Origin of the sequence: Telluria mixta (genome assembly GCF_029223865.1) — a bacterium.
Lineage (GTDB): Bacteria > Pseudomonadota > Gammaproteobacteria > Burkholderiales > Burkholderiaceae_D > Telluria > Telluria mixta.
The window spans coordinates 2,757,857-2,779,036 of record NZ_CP119520.1 but is presented as its reverse complement, the minus strand read 5'-3'; the positions used below and the strand labels follow the sequence as shown (position 1 = coordinate 2,779,036).

Annotated in this window: 23 protein-coding genes; 10 read left to right on the top strand and 13 right to left on the bottom strand. The window is 66.6% G+C overall.

Annotation, left to right across the window (positions count from 1 at the left end; all coding sequences use genetic code 11):
- Nucleotides 1–15: 15 nt before the first annotated feature.
- Nucleotides 16–1,368, bottom strand: coding sequence for a metalloprotease PmbA (gene pmbA, locus P0M04_RS12400; protein WP_259450768.1), 1,353 nt, complete (start codon nt 1,366–1,368; stop codon nt 16–18).
- A gap of 94 nt (nt 1,369–1,462) precedes the next feature.
- Between pmbA and yjgA the strand changes: the two genes are divergently transcribed.
- Genes yjgA through P0M04_RS12380 form a run of 4 tightly spaced genes read left to right on the top strand, consistent with a single transcriptional unit; the run spans nt 1,463 to nt 3,535 of the window.
- On the top strand, nt 1,463–2,065 hold the full coding sequence (gene yjgA / locus P0M04_RS12395) for a ribosome biogenesis factor YjgA (protein WP_259450767.1): 603 nt from the start codon (nt 1,463–1,465) through the stop codon (nt 2,063–2,065).
- Complete coding sequence (gene mog, locus P0M04_RS12390; RefSeq protein ID WP_259450766.1) at nt 2,049–2,669, top strand: molybdopterin adenylyltransferase; 621 nt, start codon at nt 2,049–2,051, stop codon at nt 2,667–2,669. The genes yjgA and mog overlap by 17 nt, the downstream gene beginning before the upstream one ends.
- The gene (locus tag P0M04_RS12385; RefSeq protein WP_259450765.1) at nt 2,666–3,334 is read left to right on the top strand and encodes an alpha/beta hydrolase; all 669 of its coding nucleotides are present in this window, start codon (nt 2,666–2,668) and stop codon (nt 3,332–3,334) included. The genes mog and P0M04_RS12385 overlap by 4 nt, the downstream gene beginning before the upstream one ends.
- A 3-nt stretch (nt 3,335–3,337) precedes the next feature.
- Nucleotides 3,338–3,535 carry a hypothetical protein gene (locus P0M04_RS12380; RefSeq protein ID WP_259450764.1) on the top strand — a complete coding sequence of 66 codons (198 nt, stop codon included), beginning with the start codon at nt 3,338–3,340 and terminating at the stop codon, nt 3,533–3,535.
- Between the two features lie 6 nt (nt 3,536–3,541).
- Here P0M04_RS12380 and P0M04_RS12375 read toward each other — a convergent pair whose 3' ends face one another.
- The 5 genes from P0M04_RS12375 to P0M04_RS12355 all read right to left on the bottom strand — a co-directional run bounded on the left by P0M04_RS12375 (nt 3,542) and on the right by P0M04_RS12355 (nt 7,602).
- Nucleotides 3,542–4,567, bottom strand: coding sequence for a S41 family peptidase (locus P0M04_RS12375; RefSeq protein WP_259450763.1), 1,026 nt, complete (start codon nt 4,565–4,567; stop codon nt 3,542–3,544).
- Between the two features lie 25 nt (nt 4,568–4,592).
- On the bottom strand, nt 4,593–5,330 hold the full coding sequence (locus P0M04_RS12370) for a LytR/AlgR family response regulator transcription factor (RefSeq protein WP_259450762.1): 738 nt from the start codon (nt 5,328–5,330) through the stop codon (nt 4,593–4,595).
- Nucleotides 5,327–6,358 (bottom strand): sensor histidine kinase, encoded by a 1,032-nt coding sequence (locus P0M04_RS12365; RefSeq protein ID WP_259450761.1) that lies wholly within the window; start codon nt 6,356–6,358, stop codon nt 5,327–5,329. Before P0M04_RS12365 ends, P0M04_RS12370 begins: the two co-directional genes overlap by 4 nt.
- A gap of 8 nt (nt 6,359–6,366) precedes the next feature.
- Nucleotides 6,367–6,930: a transcriptional regulator gene (locus P0M04_RS12360; RefSeq protein ID WP_259450760.1), complete on the bottom strand. Its 564-nt coding sequence runs from the start codon at nt 6,928–6,930 to the stop codon at nt 6,367–6,369.
- A gap of 117 nt (nt 6,931–7,047) precedes the next feature.
- Nucleotides 7,048–7,602 (bottom strand): carboxymuconolactone decarboxylase family protein, encoded by a 555-nt coding sequence (locus tag P0M04_RS12355; RefSeq protein WP_259450759.1) that lies wholly within the window; start codon nt 7,600–7,602, stop codon nt 7,048–7,050.
- A gap of 101 nt (nt 7,603–7,703) precedes the next feature.
- Between P0M04_RS12355 and P0M04_RS12350 the strand changes: the two genes are divergently transcribed.
- Nucleotides 7,704–9,038: an aspartate aminotransferase family protein gene (locus tag P0M04_RS12350; RefSeq protein WP_259450758.1), complete on the top strand. Its 1,335-nt coding sequence runs from the start codon at nt 7,704–7,706 to the stop codon at nt 9,036–9,038.
- 20 nt (nt 9,039–9,058) lie between these two features.
- On the opposite strand, the gene P0M04_RS12345 is transcribed toward P0M04_RS12350, so the two are convergent.
- Genes P0M04_RS12345 through P0M04_RS12335 form a run of 3 tightly spaced genes read right to left on the bottom strand, consistent with a single transcriptional unit; the run spans nt 9,059 to nt 12,609 of the window.
- Nucleotides 9,059–9,910 carry a fumarylacetoacetate hydrolase family protein gene (locus P0M04_RS12345; RefSeq protein ID WP_259450757.1) on the bottom strand — a complete coding sequence of 284 codons (852 nt, stop codon included), beginning with the start codon at nt 9,908–9,910 and terminating at the stop codon, nt 9,059–9,061.
- Nucleotides 9,879–11,186 carry an MFS transporter gene (locus P0M04_RS12340; protein WP_371877352.1) on the bottom strand — a complete coding sequence of 436 codons (1,308 nt, stop codon included), beginning with the start codon at nt 11,184–11,186 and terminating at the stop codon, nt 9,879–9,881. Before P0M04_RS12340 ends, P0M04_RS12345 begins: the two co-directional genes overlap by 32 nt.
- A gap of 16 nt (nt 11,187–11,202) precedes the next feature.
- Nucleotides 11,203–12,609 (bottom strand): KamA family radical SAM protein, encoded by a 1,407-nt coding sequence (locus P0M04_RS12335; protein ID WP_259450755.1) that lies wholly within the window; start codon nt 12,607–12,609, stop codon nt 11,203–11,205.
- Nucleotides 12,610–12,906: 297 nt separating this feature from the next.
- Here P0M04_RS12335 and P0M04_RS12330 point away from each other — a divergent pair, with 297 nt between their 5' ends.
- Nucleotides 12,907–13,365 (top strand): cache domain-containing protein, encoded by a 459-nt coding sequence (locus P0M04_RS12330; protein WP_036240497.1) that lies wholly within the window; start codon nt 12,907–12,909, stop codon nt 13,363–13,365.
- An 82-nt stretch (nt 13,366–13,447) separates the two neighbouring features.
- Nucleotides 13,448–15,151: a methyl-accepting chemotaxis protein gene (locus P0M04_RS12325; protein ID WP_259450754.1), complete on the top strand. Its 1,704-nt coding sequence runs from the start codon at nt 13,448–13,450 to the stop codon at nt 15,149–15,151.
- Nucleotides 15,152–15,155: 4 nt separating this feature from the next.
- Here the strand turns inward: P0M04_RS12325 and P0M04_RS12320 are convergent, their stop codons facing one another.
- Nucleotides 15,156–15,725: a DNA-3-methyladenine glycosylase gene (locus P0M04_RS12320; RefSeq protein WP_259450753.1), complete on the bottom strand. Its 570-nt coding sequence runs from the start codon at nt 15,723–15,725 to the stop codon at nt 15,156–15,158.
- Nucleotides 15,726–15,875: 150 nt separating this feature from the next.
- On the opposite strand from P0M04_RS12320, the gene P0M04_RS12315 reads away from it, so the two are divergent.
- Both P0M04_RS12315 and P0M04_RS12310 read left to right on the top strand, forming a co-directional pair.
- Nucleotides 15,876–16,748, top strand: a complete 873-nt coding sequence (locus P0M04_RS12315; protein WP_259450752.1) for an HDOD domain-containing protein — start codon at nt 15,876–15,878, stop codon at nt 16,746–16,748.
- Nucleotides 16,749–16,830: 82 nt separating this feature from the next.
- Nucleotides 16,831–18,009, top strand: coding sequence for a tetratricopeptide repeat protein (locus tag P0M04_RS12310; protein WP_259450751.1), 1,179 nt, complete (start codon nt 16,831–16,833; stop codon nt 18,007–18,009).
- A 51-nt stretch (nt 18,010–18,060) separates the two neighbouring features.
- Here the strand turns inward: P0M04_RS12310 and infA are convergent, their stop codons facing one another.
- A complete protein-coding gene (gene infA, locus P0M04_RS12305; protein ID WP_259450750.1) occupies nt 18,061–18,324 on the bottom strand; it encodes a translation initiation factor IF-1 in 264 nt (87 codons plus the stop codon).
- A gap of 266 nt (nt 18,325–18,590) precedes the next feature.
- Here infA and P0M04_RS12300 point away from each other — a divergent pair, with 266 nt between their 5' ends.
- A complete protein-coding gene (locus tag P0M04_RS12300; protein ID WP_259450749.1) occupies nt 18,591–19,076 on the top strand; it encodes an RICIN domain-containing protein in 486 nt (161 codons plus the stop codon).
- Nucleotides 19,077–19,081: 5 nt separating this feature from the next.
- Here the strand turns inward: P0M04_RS12300 and P0M04_RS12295 are convergent, their stop codons facing one another.
- Together P0M04_RS12295 and P0M04_RS12290 are read right to left on the bottom strand one after the other, a co-directional pair.
- Nucleotides 19,082–19,573 carry a DNA-deoxyinosine glycosylase gene (locus P0M04_RS12295; protein ID WP_259450748.1) on the bottom strand — a complete coding sequence of 164 codons (492 nt, stop codon included), beginning with the start codon at nt 19,571–19,573 and terminating at the stop codon, nt 19,082–19,084.
- Nucleotides 19,574–19,673: 100 nt separating this feature from the next.
- Complete coding sequence (locus tag P0M04_RS12290; protein ID WP_259450747.1) at nt 19,674–21,179, bottom strand: efflux transporter outer membrane subunit; 1,506 nt, start codon at nt 21,177–21,179, stop codon at nt 19,674–19,676.
- Between the last annotated feature and the right edge of the window lies 1 nt (nt 21,180).

Here is a 21,180-nt window from a genome sequence, read left to right as displayed (position 1 = left end):
TCGAGAAATGTGAAATCAGTTGCCCGCGATGACCATTTTCTCGATCAGGATCGAGCCGGTCGACTTGTTCCCGCGCGTCAGCACGTCGTTGCCGATGCCGACGATCGCCTGGAACATGTCCTTCATATTGCCCGCGATGGTGATTTCCTCGACCGGGTACTGGATCACGCCGTTCTCGACCCAGTAGCCGGACGCGCCGCGCGAGTAATCGCCCGTGACGTAGTTCGTGCCCTGTCCCATCAGTTCCGTGACGAGCAGGCCGGTGCCCATCTTGCGCAGCATGCCCTCGAAATCGTCGGCGATCTTCGTGTCCTTGGAGATGATTTCCAGGTTGTGCGAGCCGCCCGCGTTGCCCGTCGTCTGCATGCCCAGCTTGCGGGCCGAATACGACGACAAGAAATAGCCCTGCAGCACGCCGTCGCTGACGACCTTGCGACGCTGGGTGCGCACGCCCTCTTCGTCGAACGGGGCCGAGCCCACGCCGCCGATCAGGTGCGGGTCTTCGACGATCTGGATGTGCGACGGGAAGATGCTGCTGCCCAGCGAATCGAGCAGGAAGCTCGATTTACGGTACAGGGCGCCGCCCGAGGTTGCCTGGACGAACGCGCCCAGCAGGCCGGCGGCCAGCGGCGCCTCGAACAGCACGGGGCACGTGCGGGTGTCGAGCTTGCGCGCGTTCAGGCGCGCGAGGGCGCGTTCGGCGGCGTAGCGGCCGATCTTTTCCGGATCGCCCAGTTTCTTGGGATCGCGCGCCGACGAATACCAGTCGTCGCGCTGCATGTTGGCGCCCTTGCCCGCGATCGGTGCGACGGACAGCGTGTGGCGCGAGAACGGATAGCCGGCGCAGAAGCCGAGCGAGTTGGCCGCCACGAAGTGCGACTGCTGCACGTAGACGCTCGCGCCCTCGCTGTTGGTGACGCGCTTGTCGACGGCGAACGCGGCCGCCTCGCAGCGCTGGGCAATGACCACGGCGTCCTCGGCGCTGATGTCCCATGGGTAACACAGGCGCAGGTCGCGCGGGTTGGTTTCCAGCAGGTCGGCATCCGGCAGGCCGGCGGCCGGGTCCTCGGCCGTGAAGCGGGCGATGTTGTACGCCGCCTCGACGGTGGCGCGCAGCGAATCGCGCGAGAAGTCGGACGTACTGGCATGGCCGCGACGCTTGCCGCTGTAGACGGTCACGCCGATGCCCTTGTCCTTGTTCTGCTCGATGGTCTCGATCTGGCCCTTGCGGACCGTCACCGCCAGCCCGCTACCCTCGCTGATCTCGACCGACGCATCGCTGGCGCCCGTTTCTTTTGCAATGGCAAGCACGTCCTGTGCAAGCTGCTTGAGCTGATCCTGGGTATGGGTGAAGACGGAGTCGGTCATGTGCGTTTTTCGTAGCGAGCCCTAAAACAGTTATCATAGCAGCCGTTTACTGTTTTTACCGGCCGGCCGTGCGCCAGACCGAATCTAGATCATCATGCCAAATGCCAACCGCGGCTCCGTCGGCTTCCGCTCCGACGAGTTCGACCAGGAATACGACCGGCCTTCCAAGTCCGAACTCAAGCGCCAGAGTAACGAGCTGCAGAAGCTCGGCGAACAGCTCATCGAGGCGCCGCGCGATCGCGTGAAGCGCGTCCCGATGCCGGACGAAGTCCGCGACGCCATCCTCATGTGCCAGACCATCACCAACCACGAAGGCCGGCGCCGCCAGCTGCAGTTCGTGGGCAAGTTGATGCGCTCGCTCGACGAGGAAGAGGTCGCCGTCATCCAGCGCACCATCGAAAGCTGGAAAGGCACCTCCAAGGCCGAAGCGGCCGCGCTGCACGCACTGGAGCGCCGCCGCGACAAGCTGCTGGCCGACGACAAGGCCCTCACCCAGCTGCTGGAAGAACACCCGGACCTGGACGTGCAGCACCTGCGCACCCTGATCCGCAATGCGCGCAAGGAACAGGCGGAGAACAAGCCGCCCAAGGCCTACCGCGAAATCTTCCAGATCCTGAAGGACCTGGCCAAGGCGCCGAAAGCTGCCGCCGATGAGGGCGACGTCGAGGAAGACGAAGACGATGAGTCTGGACAATAAAGTCGAAGAGCTGGTCGTCGGTCTGGTGTCGGTCTCGGACCGCGCCAGCGGCGGCGTCTACGAGGACAAGGGCATTCCCGCGCTGCGCGAGTGGCTGGAAGCCGCGCTCGTGACGCCGTTCCGCGTCGAGACGCGCCTGATCCCGGACGACCGCGCCAGCATCGAGCAGACGCTCGTCGAGCTGGTCGACACGGTTCGCTGCCACCTCGTCCTGACGACGGGCGGCACGGGCCCTGCCCGGCGCGACGTCACGCCGGAAGCAACCGTCGCCGTGGGCACGAAGGAGATGCCCGGCTTCGGCGAGCAGATGCGCCAGATCAGCCTGCACTTCGTGCCGACCGCGATCCTGTCGCGCCAGACGGCCGTGATCCGCGAAACCACGGACCACGCCGCGCTGATCATGAACCTGCCGGGCCAGCCGAAGTCGATCAAGGAAACGCTGGAAGGTTTGAAGGGTGCGGACGGCAATAGCATCGTCGGCGGCATCTTCGCAGCCGTCCCGTACTGCATCGACCTGATCGGCGGCCCATACGCCGAAACCGACCCGGCCGTCTGCAAGGCCTTCCGGCCGAAATCGGCGCAACGACACAAGGACACCGCATGAGCGACCTGCTCGAACACATCCAGATCGAGACCAACGACAACCCGGACATCGCCATCATCTGGATGCACGGCCTGGGTGCGGACGGCAACGACTTTGTGCCGATGGTGCGCGAACTGGATCTGACCGGCCTGCCCGGCATCCGCTTCATCTTCCCGCACGCGAACACGATGCCGGTGACCATCAACAATGGCTACGTGATGCGTTCCTGGTACGACATCACGGGCCTGGAGCTCGGACGGCGCGAGGATGAGAACGGCCTGCGCGCCTCGCAGAAGGACATCGAAGCCTTCATCGAGCGCGAGAAGGCACGCGGCATTCCCGCATCGCGCATCATCCTGGCCGGCTTCTCGCAGGGCTGCGCGATGACCATCCAGACGGGCCTGCGCCATCCGGAACCGCTGGCCGGCCTGCTGTGCCTGTCCGGCTACGTGCCGCTGTCGGCCAACGTGGCGACCGAACGCACCGACGCCAGCAAGTCCACGCCGATCTTCATGGCGCACGGCCGCTACGACAACGTGGTGCCGTTCAACCGCGCGGAAGCGTCGCGCGACCTGCTCGTCTCGCTGGGCTACCAGCTCGAATGGCACGAATACGCAATGCAGCACACGCTGTGCCTGGAAGAAGTCCAGCACATCTCCGCGTGGCTGAAGAAAGTACTGGGCTGAATCATGGCAAAGAAAGAGGAACTCGACGACGAGACGCTGGCGCTGATTCACTGGTGCATCGAGGTCGAACATCACCTCGTCGCCGGCGGCGCCACGCAGAAGCAGGCGCAGGAACACATCGAGGAACAGGTCGAGTGGTTCACCGACATGTTCTACGAAGGCCTCACGCCGGAACAGGCCGCGAAGGAAGCGCTGGCGTAAGCGAGCTTACTCGGGCCGGCAGCGCGGCGAATTGGCGGCAGCCCATTCCGCGGCCGTCCTGAGCGACGCTTCCACCGGCTCGCCATTCGGAGCGGGCTGCATGGGCGCGATGCCGCCCCGGAAGACCGGGCCGTCGACCAGCGCGGAGCGCGCCTGCGTCAACACGAACAGCGCGCCGTCCGGCAGTGTGTACGTCATGTTTGCCGTCGACATCCCGGCCGACGTTTGCCCGAACGTCCGCACCCTTGTCTCCCCCATCAACGCGACGAGCAGCATCTCGCCGGCGCTTGCCGTACGGGCGCCGACCAGCACGGCCAGCGGACCCGTCGCGAAGGAGACGAACGGATTCACGTGGCCGGGCGCATCGCGGCCGGCCTTCGATTCGAGATAGCCGCGGTGTACCAGCGGAATCGCGTTGCCGTCGCGCTCCACCCAGCGAGCCTTGTTCGCGTCGCCGAACAGCGGGTACATCGCGATGAGCGGCGGCCAGCCGTTGCCGCCCGTCTGTTCACTCAGGTCGACGACGAGGGCGCAGGCCGCACGGCTACCGTGAAGCGCAGCCGCCTCGTCGTACACGCCTTGCACGTAGGCCGACATGGCCTCGGGCGCGGAGGTGGTGATGGGCGGAGGCACGAAGCGCAACACCGTGCCGCGGGTCGTCGCGACGAGCTGGAACATCGGCACACGCGGCCCGGCCGGCGCGGCGCCGGTGAACTGTCCCGGCGCCACGGGCGGCATCACGAAAGAGTGTTTGTCGGTGTCCAGCGTGGCGAGCAGGCCGTTGATGCGCGCATACAGGTCGGCCCGGTCGACGTCCTGCGCCTTGCCGTCGACGAACGCCAGCAAACGCCGCTTCGCCTGCGCATAGTCTTCCTGCCGCAGCGGATACATGCCCTTGCTCTCGACCAGTTCGATGGTCCGCGTGGTCACGTCGCGCGCCAGTGCCAGGGTCATGGTCTCCGCGGCGCTGGCGGCGCAGGCCGCGACAAACGACAGGGCGCAAACGGCCGCCCGCAACAGGTTGCGATTCATGGTGTCTCCTTGTTGGATGACGCGGCTACATGCCGCGGAACAGATATTGGAAGCGCTGGCTGACAGGGAGGCGCGCGGGATGCCCGCGCAGGTGCACCCAGAGGGCGCCATCTTCGGCGCGCGCGGCGCTCGCGATGCGGCGCACGGCGACCATGTAGCCGCGGTGGATCTGCCAGAACGCGTCCGGGTCGAGCGAATCGGTCAGCTCCTTCAGGCTCAGACGGATATGGGCTTCCAACCCGTCCGTCACCACGCGCGTGTACTTGGCATCGGCGCAGAAATACACGACGTCGGCCAGGTCGATGAAGTGGATCGTGTTGCCGACCGTGGCCTGCAACCAGGCCGGCGCTTTGGGCGTGGGCTGCAACCGGGACACGAGATGTGTGAGGTCCGGCGGCGGTGACGCGAGGCGCGCGCGCACGCGCTCGACCGCGCGCGCGACGCGTTCCAGCGCGATCGGCTTGACCACATAATCCACGGCCCCTTCGTCGAACGCGGCCAGCGCATGTTCGCCGTAGGCCGTCACGAACACGACGTGGGTCCGTGCGCCGAACACACGCGCCACTTCCAGGCCGTCCAGGCCCGGCATGCGGATGTCGAGGAAGGCCACGTCCGGCATCCATTCACGGCCCTGGCGCAGCGCCTCGATGCCGTCCTGCGCGGCCGCGATCTGCGCCTCGGGCCACAACCGTTCGAGGGCCTCGACGAGTTCCGCGCGCAGCAGCGGTTCGTCGTCGGCAACGAGGATGCGGGGGGCCGTCATGCCGCCAGCTCCACGCTTGCCGCCGCGGGCAGCGTCAGCACCGCTTCCGTCAGGCCGCCGTCGCCACGGCGCAGGACGAAGCCGGCGCGCATGCCATACAGTGCTTGCAGGCGCTGGCGCAGGTTGCGCAGGCCGACGCCGCTGCCCAGCGTCGCCTCTCCGATCCCCGCGCCGTCGTCGGCGACGACGATGGTCAGCACGTCGCCGTCGCGCACAGCCGTCACGGCGATACGCACGGTGCCCGGCTTCGGCTCGAGGCCGTGGCGCACGGCGTTCTCGACGAGCGTCATCAGGAGCAGCGGCGGCATGGAGACGGCCGCCAGCGCGGGCGGGCAATCGAGCCGGTATTGCAGGCGCTCGCCGAAGCGGATCGCCATCAGCGCCAGATAGTGGCCGGCCAGTTCGAATTCGCGGCCGAGGGTCGACGCCTGGCTGCGCATGTCCGGCAGCGCGCTATGCAGGTAGGCGATCAGGTGTTCGAGCATCTCGACGGCGCGCGGCGGCTGGTGCCGTGCCAGGTAGCGCGTGTTGGCGAGCGTGTTGTACAGGAAGTGCGGTTCGACCTGCGCCTGCAGCGCTTTCAGTTCGGCCGCGAGCGCCGCGTTGCGCAGGTCGGCCAGTTGCTGCGCGTGGGCGCGGGTGCGGGCGAACCACAAGGGCAGGCCGAGGACGGTCACGTTCACGCCCAAGACGCAGGCCAGCAGTTGCTGGTCGGGCAGCGCGTGGACGTCCCATGCCGCGAGCACGCCTTGATATGCCGGCAGCACGGCCCACGCGGCGGCGCCGGTCGCGAACAACAGCAACACCGTGGCGCCGGTCCAGCCGAGCCGGCGCGCGGTCAGCAGCAACGACGCGCAAGCGACGAAACCGGGCACCACGATCGCAACGAACAGGGCGAACAAGGCATGGCGCTGGAGGAGCAGCGTGCCGCCCGCGACGAGCGCCAGGCACAGGAGGCTGAGCAGCCCCTGGCGCCATGAGCAGCCGTACAGGCGGCGGATGGCGCGGGCGCAGTCGTCGTCGGTCATCGATTCGCTCAGAGGGTCGGCGCGGTCGGGATGGCGGCATCCGGCGGCATCCGGTCGACCGGGACCTCGCGGCCGACGGTCTCGAACGCGACCGGCTCCATCCACACCTGGCCCGTGCCGCCGCCGATGGCGCCGAACACGATCAGCGCCGCGTTGTCCGGAACATCCAGCACGATGCTGCGCTCCTGCCAGCCGGTAGTGCCCTTGACCGGCTGGCTCTTGGTGTTATAAAAGGCGATCGACTTGCCTTCATGCGTATCGACACGCATCCACAATCCCGCCCAGTCGCTCATCGCCTCGGTACGCAGGCGCGCGCGGAACCGCACGCGCTGGCCGAGGTAGCGCTGCGCCTGGACAGGTTGGACCAGGGCTGCCCACGCCTTGGGATCGTTCGTCTTACTGCGCAAGAACTTGGCCCCGCGCCCTTCCGGCGACGTATCGACGCCGGCCGTGAACTTGTCGGGATTCGCACCGGTCACGTGCCAGCTCGGCGGCAACGGCGCGGGCGTCGCGGCCAGCGCGAGGACGGTGGTGGCGGCCGCCGCAGCGGCGAGGATGTAATGGGGTTTCATCGGCTTGTCTTTCACGCGTGGTTGGGAGCCATCACTATGCCGTCGGCGCGATCGGCGCGCGGGGCCATGCGACGGACGGCCGCCGCGCCGCGACGGGCGCGGCTTGACGCCGACGAGCTAGTCGGGCAGCGGCGCTGCACTCGACGCCGGCGCTTCCGTGCGCGCCGTGTTCATCACCATGGCGAGGAAGGTGTAGTAGCCGTTCACGCCCATCAGGTCGACGACGCCCTGCTCGCCGAACAGCGCGAGCGCGTCGTCGTAGACGCGGTCCGACACGCGCTTGTGGCGGTGCAGTTCAATGCAGAAGTCGTAGACTACCGCTTCGTCGACGAGCAGCGCGGCCGGCCGCTCGCGCCGCGCGATGGCCTGGACAACGTCCGGCGGAACGCCCACCTGCTGCGCGATCGGCGCGTGGATCGCCCACTCGACCTGCTGGTCCCATTCGCGCGCCGTGACGAGGATCGCCAGCTCCGACAGGCGCACGCCGATGGCACTGCGGTACCGCAGGTACTCTCCGACCCGCTGCGCATGCCCCATCAGTTCGGGACTGCGCAGCAGCGGCACGAACGGGCCGTACAGCGCACCGCGCGGACCATTGACGATCTCCTGGGCTGCGGCGCGCTGGGCGTCGGTCCAGTCTTCCGGCGGAATTGGGCGGAGGCGGTCTGTCATGACGAAAATATTCGCATGCCTTGAGGCAAAAATCAAAAGAATCCGGACGGTTCCCGCTTATTTTCAATCCTTGTCAATCGTCAACCTTTGGGGAGCTTTGAATGACGCGAATCCTGCATCGCAGCCTGCGCCAGACGCCGCCCGTCGCGGTCGGCGGCGCGGGCGTCTACCTGTACGACAGCCACGGCCGCAGCTACCTCGACGCCAGCGGCGGCGCGGCGGTGTCGTCGCTCGGACATGGCCATCCCGACGTGATCGCGGCCATGCACCGCCAGATCGACCAGTGCGCCTACGCCCACACCGCGTTCTTCACGACCGAAGTGGCGGAGCAGCTGGCCGACCGCCTGGTGGCGAACGCGCCGGCCGGCATCGAGGGCGTGTACCTCGTGTCGGGCGGGTCCGAAGCGATGGAGACGGCGCTCAAGCTCGCGCGCCAGTACTTCGTCGAAGGCGGAGAATCCAAACGCTCGCTGTTCATCGCCCGGCGCCAGAGCTACCACGGGAATACGCTGGGCGCGCTGGCCGTGGGCGGCAACGAATGGCGGCGCCAGCCGTTCGCGCCGCTGCTGATCGACGTCGAGCGGGTATCGGCCTGCTACGAATACCGCGGCCGGGCCGAGGACCAGACCGTCGACCAGTACACGGCGATGCTGCTGGACGAACTGGAAGCGGCGATCCTGCAGGCCGGCCCCGACCGCGTGATCGCGTTCTGCGCCGAACCCGTCGTGGGTGCGACCGGCGGCGCGATCCCGCCCACGCCCGGCTACTTCCGCGGCGTGCGCGCGCTGTGCGACAAGTACGGCATCCTGTTCATCGCCGACGAAGTGATGTGCGGGATGGGCCGCACGGGCACGATGTACGCGATCGAGCAGGACGGCGTCGCGCCCGACCTGATCGCCGTGGCGAAAGGCCTGGGCGCGGGCTACCAGCCGATCGGCGCGGTGCTCGTGAACGGCGCCATCATCGAACGCCTGCGCGCCGGCAGCGGCGCTTTCCTGCACGGGCACACCTACATCGGGCATCCGGTGGCGGCAGCCGCGGCCCTCGCCGTCCAGCAGGTGATCGAGCGCGACGACCTGCTCACGCAGGTGCGCCTGCGCGGCGCCCAGCTGCGGGCCATGCTGGACGAGGAATTCGAAGACCACCCGCACGTGGGCGACATCCGCGGCCGCGGGCTGTTCCTGGCACTGGAGCTGGTGCGCGAGCGCGCCGACAAGACGCCGTTCGCACCGGAGCTGAAACTGCACGCGGCGATCAAGGCGCGCGCGATGGAGAACGGGTTGCTGGTGTATCCGATGGGCGGCACGATCGATGGCCGGCACGGCGATCATGTGCTGCTGGCACCGCCGTTCGTCGTCACGCAGGGCGATCTGGGCGAGATCGTGGGACGGCTGAAGGCGTCGGTGGAACAGGCGTTGAAGCAGGTGGCGACGTAATCATCGCCACCCTGCGCGGATCAGGCCTTGGGATACGCGAGCACTTCCTGCTGCTGCTCGCCCAGCCCCGCGATCCCGAGGCGCAGCTTGTCGCCCTTCTTGAGGAAGCGCTGCGGGCTGCGGCCGAGGCCCACGCCCGGCGGCGTGCCCGTGGTGATGATGTCGCCCGGCTCCAGGGTCATGAAGCGCGACAGGTAGCTGACGATTTGCGCCACCGTGAAGATCATCTTCGACGTATTTCCGGTCTGCACGCGCTTGCCGTTCAGGTCGAGGTACAGGTCGAGGTCCTGCACGTCGAAGATCTCGTCCTTCGTGACGAGGAACGGGCCGACAGGGCCGAACGTGTCGCAGCCTTTGCCTTTATCCCACTGCGAACCGAGTTCGAACTGGTAGGCGCGTTCCGAGACGTCGTTGACGACGCAATAGCCGGCCACGTATTTCAGCGCATCCTTCTCGTCGACGTACTGCGCGCGCGTGCCGATGACGACGCCCAGCTCGACTTCCCAGTCGGTCTTCTTGGAGCCTTTCGGCAGCTGGATGGGATCGTCCGGGCCGTTCAGGCAGGACGTCGCCTTCATGAACATGATCGGTTCCTTCGGGATCGGCGCCCCGACTTCGGCCGCGTGGTCGGAGTAATTCATGCCGATGCCGATGAACTTGCCGATGCCCTTGACCGGCACGCCGAAGCGGGGATTGCCGCGCACGACCGGCAGCGTTTTCCAGTCGACCTTGGCGAGCTTGCGCAACGCCTTTTCCGACAGCACCGACGCATCGATGTCCTCGATCACGCCGGACAGGTCGCGCAGGCGGCCTTCCTCGTCGAACAGGCCCGGTTTTTCCTTACCGGGGCGACCGTAACGTACCAATCTCATAGTCTTCCTTCTGGGTGAGCATAACGATGCCGCATTTTACTTGACGGCGCCGAAGGAAGTCGTGGAAGTACCCGAGCAGGCCAGGCATCTGCAGCGCCACCAGCACGCCGAACGCGACGCGGTAGGCGAGCGCCGGGAAGTGGCCGGCGGCATCCGGACGCCACAGGCCGACGATCAGCCCGAACCCTGCCTGCACGAGGAACGCGCCGATGAAGATCAGGAGATTCAGGCAGGTGGCGGCGCGCCCCGTCAGCGTGCGCGGCAGGCTCTGGGCCACGATCGCATATTCGATGCCGGTGATCGTCCCCACGAGCGTGAACAGCACCGACAGCAACTGCAGGCTGGGACGCCAGTTGAATACGATCGCCGCCTGCACGAGGATGAAGAGAAACACGCCGACGGCGGCCACGTCCAGCGCCTCGATGCCGCGCCGGCCCGCCCACTCCGTGATCATGCCGACGGCGATGGCGCCGAAGATCACCGATGCCATGCCCATGTACAGCAGGTAGGCGACGGCGGCGTCGGGAAAACGGGCCACGTCGGACAGCCAGCGTCCGATCCACAGGCCCTGGATGCCGAAGAAGATCGCATGCGGCACGAGCACCAGCGAGATCGTCGCGCGGAACGCGGGCGCTCGGTACACGTCCAGCACCGAGCGCACGGTCGGCAGTGCGCCGCCGGGTGCCTTCGACCTGGGCGTGATGAGCCAGATCAGCAGGCCGCTGCAGGCCGTGAGCAGTGCCAGCAGCATGAACAGGCCGCGCCAGTCGACGTGCTGCAGCAGCATCCGTACCGGCATGGTGCTTGAGGCCGCACCCAGCCCGCCCACGGCGATCAGATAACCCTGCACGGACGGCAGGCGCTTGGGCGAGATCCACGTGGCGATCGCCTTCACGGCCGACATGAAGCACCCGCCCAGGCCGCAGCCGATGACGGCGCGCGCCAGCACCAGCTGGCCGAACGAACGGCCGGTGGCGAACAGCAGCGCGCCCGTCGCCGCCAGCATCAACAGGATCACCTGCACCTTGCGCGGGCCGTAGCGGTCGAGCGCGATCCCGACCGGCAGCTGCACGAGGGCGAACGCGAAGAAGAACGCGCTGGTGAGGAGGCCGAGCTGGCCCGGCGTCAGCGCGAGCGCGCCGACCAGATGCGGCGCCAGCACGGCGTTCACGTTGCGCAGCAGCGACGACAGGTAATGCCCCAGCGCGAACGGCAGGAACACGTAGAAAAACACTGCCACCCCGTTGAGGCGCGACTCGCTCTGGTCGGTTTCCATGGACATCTCCTGCGGGTCAGGCCGCGTCGGGTTGACTGTCGCTGGCGCGCCGGTCGTGCGCGTTGACAGCCTGGATCGGGATCACCCGGCCCGCCGCGCCAACGGCGTCGTGGTCGTCCTCGCCGCCCTCGAAGAAGAACTTCTTGCGGCCGAACGCGGGCTTCAGGTGATCGAGCCAGGTGGCGTCGGGATCGTATTTCGCGAAGAACGGCCGGCGCACCCAGTCCGGATTGCGCGCCTGCAGGAACTGCAGCGCGAACAGCTTTTCGCCGTTGATGGTAACGACGCCGTCGATCACGACCTTGCCCGGAAATGCGCTCATCGACGGCCCGCGCACGGTGCGCGACAGGCCCGACACCATGCTGTACGCGGCCTGGAAGATCTCGTGCGCGCGCGCCAGCGGCAGCGCGAAGTACTCGCGCGGCCCCGTGTCCCGTTCGACGAACATGTAATAAGGGATCGCACCCAGGCGCACGCCCGTCGTCCACAGCTCGGCCCAGCTGTTCGGGTCTTCGTTGATGTGGCGGATCAGCGGGCCCTGCATGCGCAACGTGGCGCCGGTGCCGACGATGCGCTTGACGGCCTGCTGGGCCACCGGCTGGCGCAACTCGACGGCGTGGTTGTAATGCCCCATCAGCGCGAGGTTCTTGCCGGCGTTGACGACTTTTTCGAACAGGCGCATCAGGTCGTCGCTGTCCTTGTCCGACACATAGCGCTGCGGCCAGTACGCGACCGACTTGGTGCCGATGCGGATGTTCTGGATATGTGCCAGTTCGGGCGCCAGCAGCGGTTCGATGAATTCGGCCAGCGAGCGCGTATTCATGATCATCGGATCGCCGCCCGTGATCAGGACATCCGTCACGTCCGGATGCGTGGCCAGGTAGGATACCAGTTCCGTGGACTCGCGCGCATCGAACTTCATCTCTTCCATGCCCACGAACTGCGGCCAGCGGAAGCAGAAGGTGCAATAGGCGTGGCACGTCTGGCCCGCGCTGGGGAAGAACAGCACCGTTTCCTTGTACTTGTGCTGCAGGCCCTTGAGCGGCGCATCGTTCACGCGCGGCACGTTGTGCGTCATCTGCCCCGCCGGGTGCGGGTTCATGCGCATGCGGATGTCGTGCACGAGCTTTGCGATGGCGGCATCGTCCTTCCTGACGAGCACGAGGTCGCGCAACTGCTCGTATTCGCGCGCCGGCAGCATGTCGCGGTGCGGGAACGTCAGGCGGTAGATCGGATCGTCAGGCACGTTGCTCCAGTCGATCAGCTGCTCCATCACGTATTCGTTCGTGCGGAAGGGCAGCACATGGGAGACCACCTGCACCGCTTCCTGCAGGTCGGGGCTCAGCCATTGCCATTGGCGGGCGTTCTGGATCGACTGGCGGGTATAGGGCTTGAACTTGGCGGGGGTTGCGTCGAGGGTCACGGGATTTCTCCTGAGGGAAGTGGTTGGTGGCAGCAAAAGGTGACGCATGGAAATAATTGCCGACAGGAACCGATGGTAGAGAGGCGCCATGAACCCAGAATTGCCCCGAGTCAAGTTCGAATGCCGTTTATCACTAATTTCCACATGCACTGCGGAAGATCAGCGTTCGCCTTGCGGCCGCACATCGGACGCCACTTGCGTTAGCACAACAGCCCGTCTGGGGCCGCGGCGTAGAGTACGAAATGCAAATAGGCAACATTCAGACCTATCTTTTTTCCCTTCCCGAAAGGACATCCTATGAAGCTGACCGCAACCGTAGTCGCTACCGCCCTGACCCTGTCCTGCGCCGGCGCGCTGGCGGCCGAACCGACCGAGAAAGATGCGATCGCCATGGCCGAGCGCGGCGCCGCGATGGTCAAGGCCAAGGGCAAGGAAGAAGTCATGAAACGCATCACGGCCAAGGATCCGGACTTCGTCCAGGGCTCGCTGTACATCGACATGCGCGACGTCAAGACCGGCATCGTGCTGGCCCATCCGTACAACCCGTCGATCGTCGGCAAGGACTTGACGGACGTGCCCGATGCGAACGGCAAGAAATACCGCCGCGAGATCATCGAACTGGCCGCCGCCAAGGGCAAGGGCTGGGTCGACTACCAGTACAAGAATCCGACCACGGGCAAGATCGAACCGAAGACGACGTACATCCTGCTCGTCGACGGTGTCGTGCTCGAGGCCGGGCTCTACAAGAAGCAATAGGTCATGCGCGCGGGCGGCATGCCCGCGTTCGTTGTTCGAGCGGGCGGCATGCCCGCGTTCTTTTTTTACGCGGGAGCGCAACATGCTGAAAAAACTGAGGATCGGTCCCAAGCTGCTGCTGGCGCCCGGCATGGTGCTGGTGCTGCTCTTGATGCTGTCCGGTGCCGCCTGGTACGGGATGGTGCGCCAGAACGCGTCGCTGGAAAACATGGTGCAGGTCCGCGCGGCGCGCCTGAAAAACGTGGCCGACGTGGCGGGCGACGCCAAGTACGTCCACGCGAACGCTTATCAGCTGCTGGCCTGGATCAACGGCAGCTTCGCCAAGAACCGCCTCGATGCGCTGATCGCCGACATCGGCAAGCGCCACGCCGCCGTGCAGGCGCAGTTGCAGGAACTCGCACGCACGACCGAAGGCGCGGAACGCAAGCCGGTCGACGCGTCGCTGGCCGCGCTGGCCGCCTACCGCAAGGCGGTGCAGGAGACCATCGAGATGGCGCAGGTTGACCAGTCGATCGCCACCAACTCGATGCAGAAAGCGGAAAAGGAATTCATGGTGCTGAACCAGCAGCTGGCCCAACTGGCCACGCTGGAAAAGACGCTCAGCGAACAGGCCTATGCCGCCGCGCGCACGGAATTCCACAACCTGGGCACGTGGATGGCCATGCTGGTGCTGCTGTCGATCGCCGCGTCGCTGGCCGTCACGATGTTCGTGCGCCGCGCCATGCTGCGCGACATCGGGACCATCTCGGCCGTCATGGGCGAGCTGGCCGAAGGCCGCCTGTGCGCGAGCGCCCACAACGACGGCCGCGACGAAATCGCCGACACGGCGCGCGCGCTCGACCAGACCATCGCCAACCTGAACACGACCTTGCGCAGCGTGCTCGATTCCGTGCGGTCGATCGACACGGCATCGAAGGAAATCGCCAGCGGCAACCTGGACCTGTCGACCCGCACCGAGCTGCAGGCCGGTTCCCTGCAGCAGACCGCGAGCGCGATGGAGACGCTGACCCAGGCCGTGAAAGGCAATGCCGACAACGCCCGCCTGGCGACGGAACTCGCGGCCGAGGCGGCGCGGCTGGCAGCGCGCGGCGGCCAGGCAGTCGACCGCGCCGTCGCCACGATGGAATCGATCCGCGCCAGCTCGCGCAAGATCGTCGAGATCACCGGCGTCATCGACGGCATCGCGTTCCAGACCAACATCCTCGCGCTGAACGCGGCCGTGGAAGCGGCGCGCGCCGGCGAACAGGGACGCGGCTTCGCCGTCGTGGCCAGCGAAGTGCGTACGCTGGCGCAGCGCTCCGCGTCCGCGGCCAAGGAGATCAAGGCGCTGATCGCCGATTCGGTGGCGATCATCGACAACGGCAGCGCGTCCGTCAACGAAGCCGGATCCAGCATGGGCAGCGTGGTCGCGTCGGTGCAGCAGGTGAACGACATCATCAACCGCATCAGCGCCGCCAGCAGCGAACAGGCCGACGGCATCGCCGACGTGAATCGCGCCGTCGGCCAGATGGACGACATGACGCAGCAGAACGCCGCACTCGTCGAGCAGGCCGCGGCGGCGGCGGCCAGCCTGCACGAGCAGACCGTCAACCTGGCGCGCGCCGTGGCTATCTTCCGCATCGAGGATGCTCAGGACGACGCGGCACCGGGCCCGATCGAGCGGCGCGCGCCGGACAGCCCGATGCGCGGCCGGCCTGCGCTCGCGCATCACGCAACGGAAGACGAAGAAGAAGCGCCCCGGACGCAGGCAAACGGTGCGCGAGCGCGTGCCGCCAACGGCCGCTGACCGTTCAGCGGAACGGCTTGCTGACCCAGCGCGATCCGGCCAGGCCGAACCGCCAGGGCACGTCGACGGCTTTCGATATCCCGATGCGCGGCCCGCTGACCACCTCGATGCCTTGGGGTGCCGGCGCCAGTTCGAACGGCGGCGCGGCCAGCGACTGGCCGTTCAGTGCGCGCGTCACGCCCAGCGCCTGGCACAGCTTGCCGGGTCCGGAACACAGCAGCCAGTGGTCGCGCGTGCCGCGCCGCTCGACCATCGTGTCGATGCCTGTCACGGGTTCGAGCGCGCGGATCAGCACCCCGGCGCCATGGCCCTCTTCCCGGCAGACGAAGTTCAGGCACCAGTGGATGCCGTAGGAGCGGTAGACGTAGGCGTGGGCCGGCGGTCCGAACATGGCGAAGTTGCGGTCGGTCGGGCCGGAATAGCTGTGCGAGGCGGGATCTTCGCCGTCATAGGCCTCCGTCTCGACGATGCGGCCGCCGACGCCGTCGACGAGCACCGTGACGCCGATCAGCTGGCGTGCGACCAGGTGCGAAGGTGCTAGAAAATCAATGCCGGCGAGGATGGTTGAGGACATGGGGCAATTCTATATTGTTAAGATTTGACAGGTCGCACTGTCGGTTTTGCTACACAAAAGCAATACTTTGCTGCAACTTCAATGGCACTGGTTTATAGTGACAAACTTCGCATGGATTTCCGTGCAGCATCATTGTGTTCCCTTCCCGTCATGAGTACAGCAGCCGCCCTTGCGCGCCCGAGCGCCGTCGCCGAGGATCCCGTCGACGCCCTGATCAAGTCGATCCGGATTCCGCCGCGGCCCAGCCTGCTCGCCGACCTGCAACGGGAACTCGGCTCGGAAGATCCGAGCCCGGCCGCCATCGGCCGCATCGTCGCCAGCGACGTCGGCATGTCGGGCGCGCTGCTGAAACTTGCCAATTCATCCATCTTCGGCGGCCGGCGCAAGGCCAAGTCGATCGAGCAGGCAATCCTGTTCCTGGGCATTAACCAGGTTGCGTCCCTGATGACCGGGTTGCTCGCGCGCCAGGCGATTCCGGCCAACGGCGCCGCGCTGGCCAGCTTCTGGGAAGTGTCGAGCCGCCGCGCCGAGGCGATGGTGTTCCTGTCGCGCCGCCTGCGCATCGGCGAGGCGGACGTGGCGCACACTTTCGGCCTGTTCTGCGACACCGGCGTGCCGCTGCTGATGGACCGCTTCCCCGACTACGCCGCCACCTACGCCGCCGCGTCGCTGGAGACGGAACGCCCGTTCACAGCGCTGGAAGAAGAACGCCACAACACGAGCCACACGGCCATCGGCACCCTGCTGGCGCGCAACTGGGGGCTGTCGGAGGACGTCTCCTGGTCCATCCTGCACCACCACGATTACGCGGTGCTGGACGACGCCGACACGGCGCCGGCGGTGCGCTCGCTCGTGGCGCTGTCGCTGCTGGCCGAAAGTGCGATCCGCAAATACCAGGGCGACGCCGAATCGCTCGAATGGAACAAGGGCGGCGCGCGGGCGCTCGCCTACCTGGGCCTCTCCGACGAGGAAACGGCCGAGCTCCTCGACGAGCTGCACGAAGCCTTCCACGACGACCAGTAGCGCGTCTTTACTTCCGCCCCGGACCGGCAGATACTTCATTCATAAGAATGAGAATCGACGAATCGCCGGCCGAGGAGGAGACATGAACCGCCTGGCGTCCCTGCTGCTGGTATTACCCTTGTTGCTTGGCGGCTGCGCCAGCACACCGCAACTGAACGCCCCGCCGCCGCTGTTCGCCGACGCGTCGTTCAAGCCGCCGTCCGAACCCATCGGCGCGCAGAACCTGTTCACGCTGACCCCCGCCATGCAGGCGTACCTGCACAGTCCCGCCTTCGAAGCGCATCTGCGCGGCAAGGGACTGGAACGGGGCCTGATCGACGCGCTGTACAGCAAGACCGACCTGAAACTCGAATACGATGCCAGCCGCACCCGCACGGCCGCCGAAACGTACGAGGCGCGCGCCGGCAACTGCCTGTCGCTCGTCGTCATGACGGCCGCCTTCGCGCGCGAGCTGGGCATGACGGTGCGCTTCCGCAGCGTGCTCGCGGACGAGACCTGGAGCCGCGACGGCGGCATCTACCTCGTCTCCTCGCACGTCAACATCGCGCTCGGCCACCGCAAGCGCAACGGCCTGCTGTACGACGAGACGTCGGAACGCGAACTGGTCGTCGACTTCCTGCCGCCGCCGGAAGCGAGCCGCTTCCACACGCGCCAGCTGGAAGAAGAAGACATCATCGCGCTGTACCTCAACAACCGCGCCGCCGAATCCCTCGTGCAGGGCAAGGTCGACGACGCCTACTGGTGGGCGCGCGCGGCGGTGGCGACCAATCCGCCGAGCGCGATCGCCTACAACACGCTGGGCGTCATCTACCAGCGCCACGGCGATCTCGTCATGGCCGAACGGGCCTTGCGCACGGCCCTCGAACGCGAGCCGGAAAGCGTCGTCGTGATGCAGAACCTGGGCCCCCTGCTGGCCGCGACGGGCCGGACGGCCGAAGCGGCCGAGATGGCGCGGCGCGTGGCCAGCATCGAACCGGTCCCGCCGTTCCAGTACTTCGACAAGGGCATGGTGGCGCTCAAGGCAGGCGACTACGACGGTGCGCGCAAGCTGTTCGAACGCGAGGTCAAGCGCGCGCCCTACTACGACGAATTCCACTTCTGGCTGGCGGTGACGCTGCTGCAGCTGGGCGAGGCAAAAGAAGCGCGCGAACAGCTTGCGCTGGCGATCGACACGAGCACGAAGTCCGACAATCGCCAGCTGTACTCGGCCAAGCTGGCGCATTTGCGGCGCCAGAGCGCGAACAGCGTGCGGCTGTACTGAGAAAGCAAAACGGCCGCGCAATTGCGCGGCCGTTCGATGGATCGTTGTCGATCAGCGGCGGCGCTGGCGCGCAGCCGACGGCGTGAAGTTGCCGCGGGTTTCGAGATGGCGGAACACGATGCGGCCCTTGTTCAGGTCATACGGCGACATCTCCAGCGTGACGCGGTCGCCGGCAATGATGCGGATGTGGTTCTTCTTCATCCGGCCGGACGTGTACGCGACCAACCGGTGACCGTTCTCAAGGTCCACGCGGAAACGCATCTCCGGCAGCACTTCGGTGACCTTGCCATTCATTTCGATCAGCTCTTCTTTCATGGTTTTCCTTTCGATGTAGCCCCTGCCCCTTCGTACGGCATGCGCCCGGGATAGCGAAATAGCTATCGCAGCGTCATCCTCGGGACGCTGGTCACGCATTGCCTGCTGGGTCGGGAAAAGCGGCGCCGGCCTGGTTCGTGGCGCCGTGAACGGGGATGGAACCGATATGGGGACGTTGCTGTGAAAAAAAAGGGGCAAAATCCCTAAAAAGTTAATAAATTGCAAGAAACTGTCGTGTTACGCTTGTGGCAATAAAGGAGAAAACAATGCGCCGACTGCTGCCCCTCTTGCTCGCTGCCGTTTCCCAAGGCGTCAGCGCAAACCCGTCCACCGTGACCCTGCACACCGACTTTACCGGGCGCACCAACTGCCTCGATATCGTCAACGCGGGTGACCATGATCAGTTGCGCATGACTCGCTGCGGCCCCTATTCGGGCCAGACGTGGGAAATCGTGCCGGACGCCGGGAGCAGCTTTGTGCGTCTGCGGACACGCTTTACTGGCGCGGACATGTGCCTGGACGTGGTCAATGACGGCAGCAACGACCAGGTGCACATGGCGTCCTGCGCCAACGTGACGGGCCAGCAGTGGCACATGGATCAGACAGGCCCCGGCCAGGGCGTGCGTTTGTGGAACCAGTTCACGGGCCTGGCCAAATGCCTGGACATCGTCAACGATGGCAGCGGACGCGTGCAGCTTGCTTCATGCGGCAATTATTCCGGCCAGTTCTGGAGCAAGCGCGGTTCCCGCTGAACCATTTAATGACCGAGCAACTGCCTCCAGATTGCCAGCTTCTGCTCGAACGTCAGCGCCATGTGCGCTGGCGACGATGACGGCAGTACGACGGTCCGATAGCCCTGCTCCGCAAATTGCGGCGCAAACTTGCCCGACGTCTGCCCATTGAACCCGACCGTCTCCAGCTCGGGACACAACCGGTGCAGCCGTTCGAAGTCGTTGGCCGCCGGGTTGCGGATCGCGGAATCGAGACTGCCTTCGCGCTCGCATGCGGCCAGTACGTCCCACAGGCCGAAGCGGTGCGCGATGACGCGCGGCAGGCGCTCCGCATACGGCAACGAATAGAGATCTTCGCCGACCAGGGCGCCGACCAGTTTCCAGAACTGGTTGCGCGGGTGCGCGTAGTACTGCTGGGCGGCGAGCGATGCGGCGCCCGGGAAGCTGCCCAGGATGAGGATGCGGGTATCAGGCGCGATGACGGGGGCGAGCCCGGTGAGCGGGGAAGAATCGGTCATGGCGCGATTCTAGCCCGCGCACGAAAAAAGCGGCGATACGCTTTCACGTACCGCCGCAAAGGGCATTACCGGAATCACAGTAAGGCCAGGGACTTCGTCTTCAGTTACGCGCCTGCGCCGTATCGTCCACACGGGCAGCGGCATCCCAGCCGCCACCCAGCGCGCGGATCAGCGCCACGGTGGTGATCGCACGGTCGCCATGCAGTTGGACCGCGTTGCGCTCGACGGTCGCCAGGTTGCGCTGGGCGTCCAGCAGTTCGAGATAGCTGCCGCGGCCCGCGTCATACAGCTTCTGCGCCAGGTCGGCCGAGCGGCGCGCGGAAACCACCGCCGCTTCGAGTTCGGCGCTCTGCCCTGCCAGGATGCGCAGGCCGGCCAGGTTGTCCTCGACTTCGGCGAAGGCCGTCAGGACGCTCTGGCGGTACGAACCCACCGCTTCTTCCAGCGCGGCTTCGCTGCGCACGATGTTGCTGCGGTTGCGGCCACCGTCGATCAGCGGCATCGACAGCGCGGCGCCCAGCAGCCACGAACGGCTGCTCCACTTGAACACCTCGGCGAAGCTGGTGCCGACACCACCGGCGCCCGCCGACAGGTTCAGCGCCGGGAACATCGCGGAGCGTGCCACGCCGATGCGCGCGTTCGCCGCTTCCATCGAGCGCTGGGCGCTGGCGATGTCGGGACGGCGCTCCAGCAGCGTGGACGGCAGGCCGGCCGGGATCAACGGCAGCGCGGCGGCGTCACTCAGCGGCGCGGACGGCGCGGAGAAATTCGACGCCGGCTTGCCCAGCAGGACGGCCAGCGCGTGTTCCGCCGTGGCGCGCTGGCGCTGCAGGCCGATGGCTTCCGAACGCGCCGTCGCCAGTTCCGTCTTCGCCCGCGACAGGTCGAATTCGCCGATGTCGCCCGCGTCGAAGCGGCGACCCGTCACGCGCACGCTTTCTTCGCGCAGCTGCACCGTGTGGTTGACGGTCGCGATTTCCGCATCCAGCGAACGGAGGCGGAAATAGGTCTGCGCCACGTCGGCCTGCAGCGACAGCAGCACCGAGCGGTACGTCGCTTCCACCGCGCCGGCATCGCCGCGCGCGGCCGCCACGTTGGACGACACGCGACCGAACAGGTCGACCTCGTAGCTGGCCGACAGCCGCGCCGAGTACGTGTTCGCGGCCGGGACGTTCGTGCCCTTTGGCAGGCCGGCTTCCAGCGGCGACAGGCGGGCGCGCTCGGCGCCGACGCCCACGCCGACCTGCGGAATGCGGTCCGCTTCGGCGATACCCGCGATGGCGCGCGCCTGCTTCACGCGGGCGGCGGCCACCGTCAGGTTCTGGTTGTTCGCGGTCGCTTCCGCGACGAGACCATTCAGCGTCTCGTCGTTGAAGGCGCGCCACCATTCGCCGCGCGGCTGGGCTTCGGCCGGACGGCCGACGGTCCACGTGGTGCCGTCGGCGGCGCTGCGCACATCATTCGCCGCAGCGGCGGGCGCGGTTTGCGATTCCTTGAACGCCGTCGGCGTCGTAATACTTGGCTGCTTGAATTCCGGGGCGGCGCACGCCGTCAGCAGCAGTGCCGCCATCAGCGGGGCTACACCCCTTGCAATCATCGTTTTCATA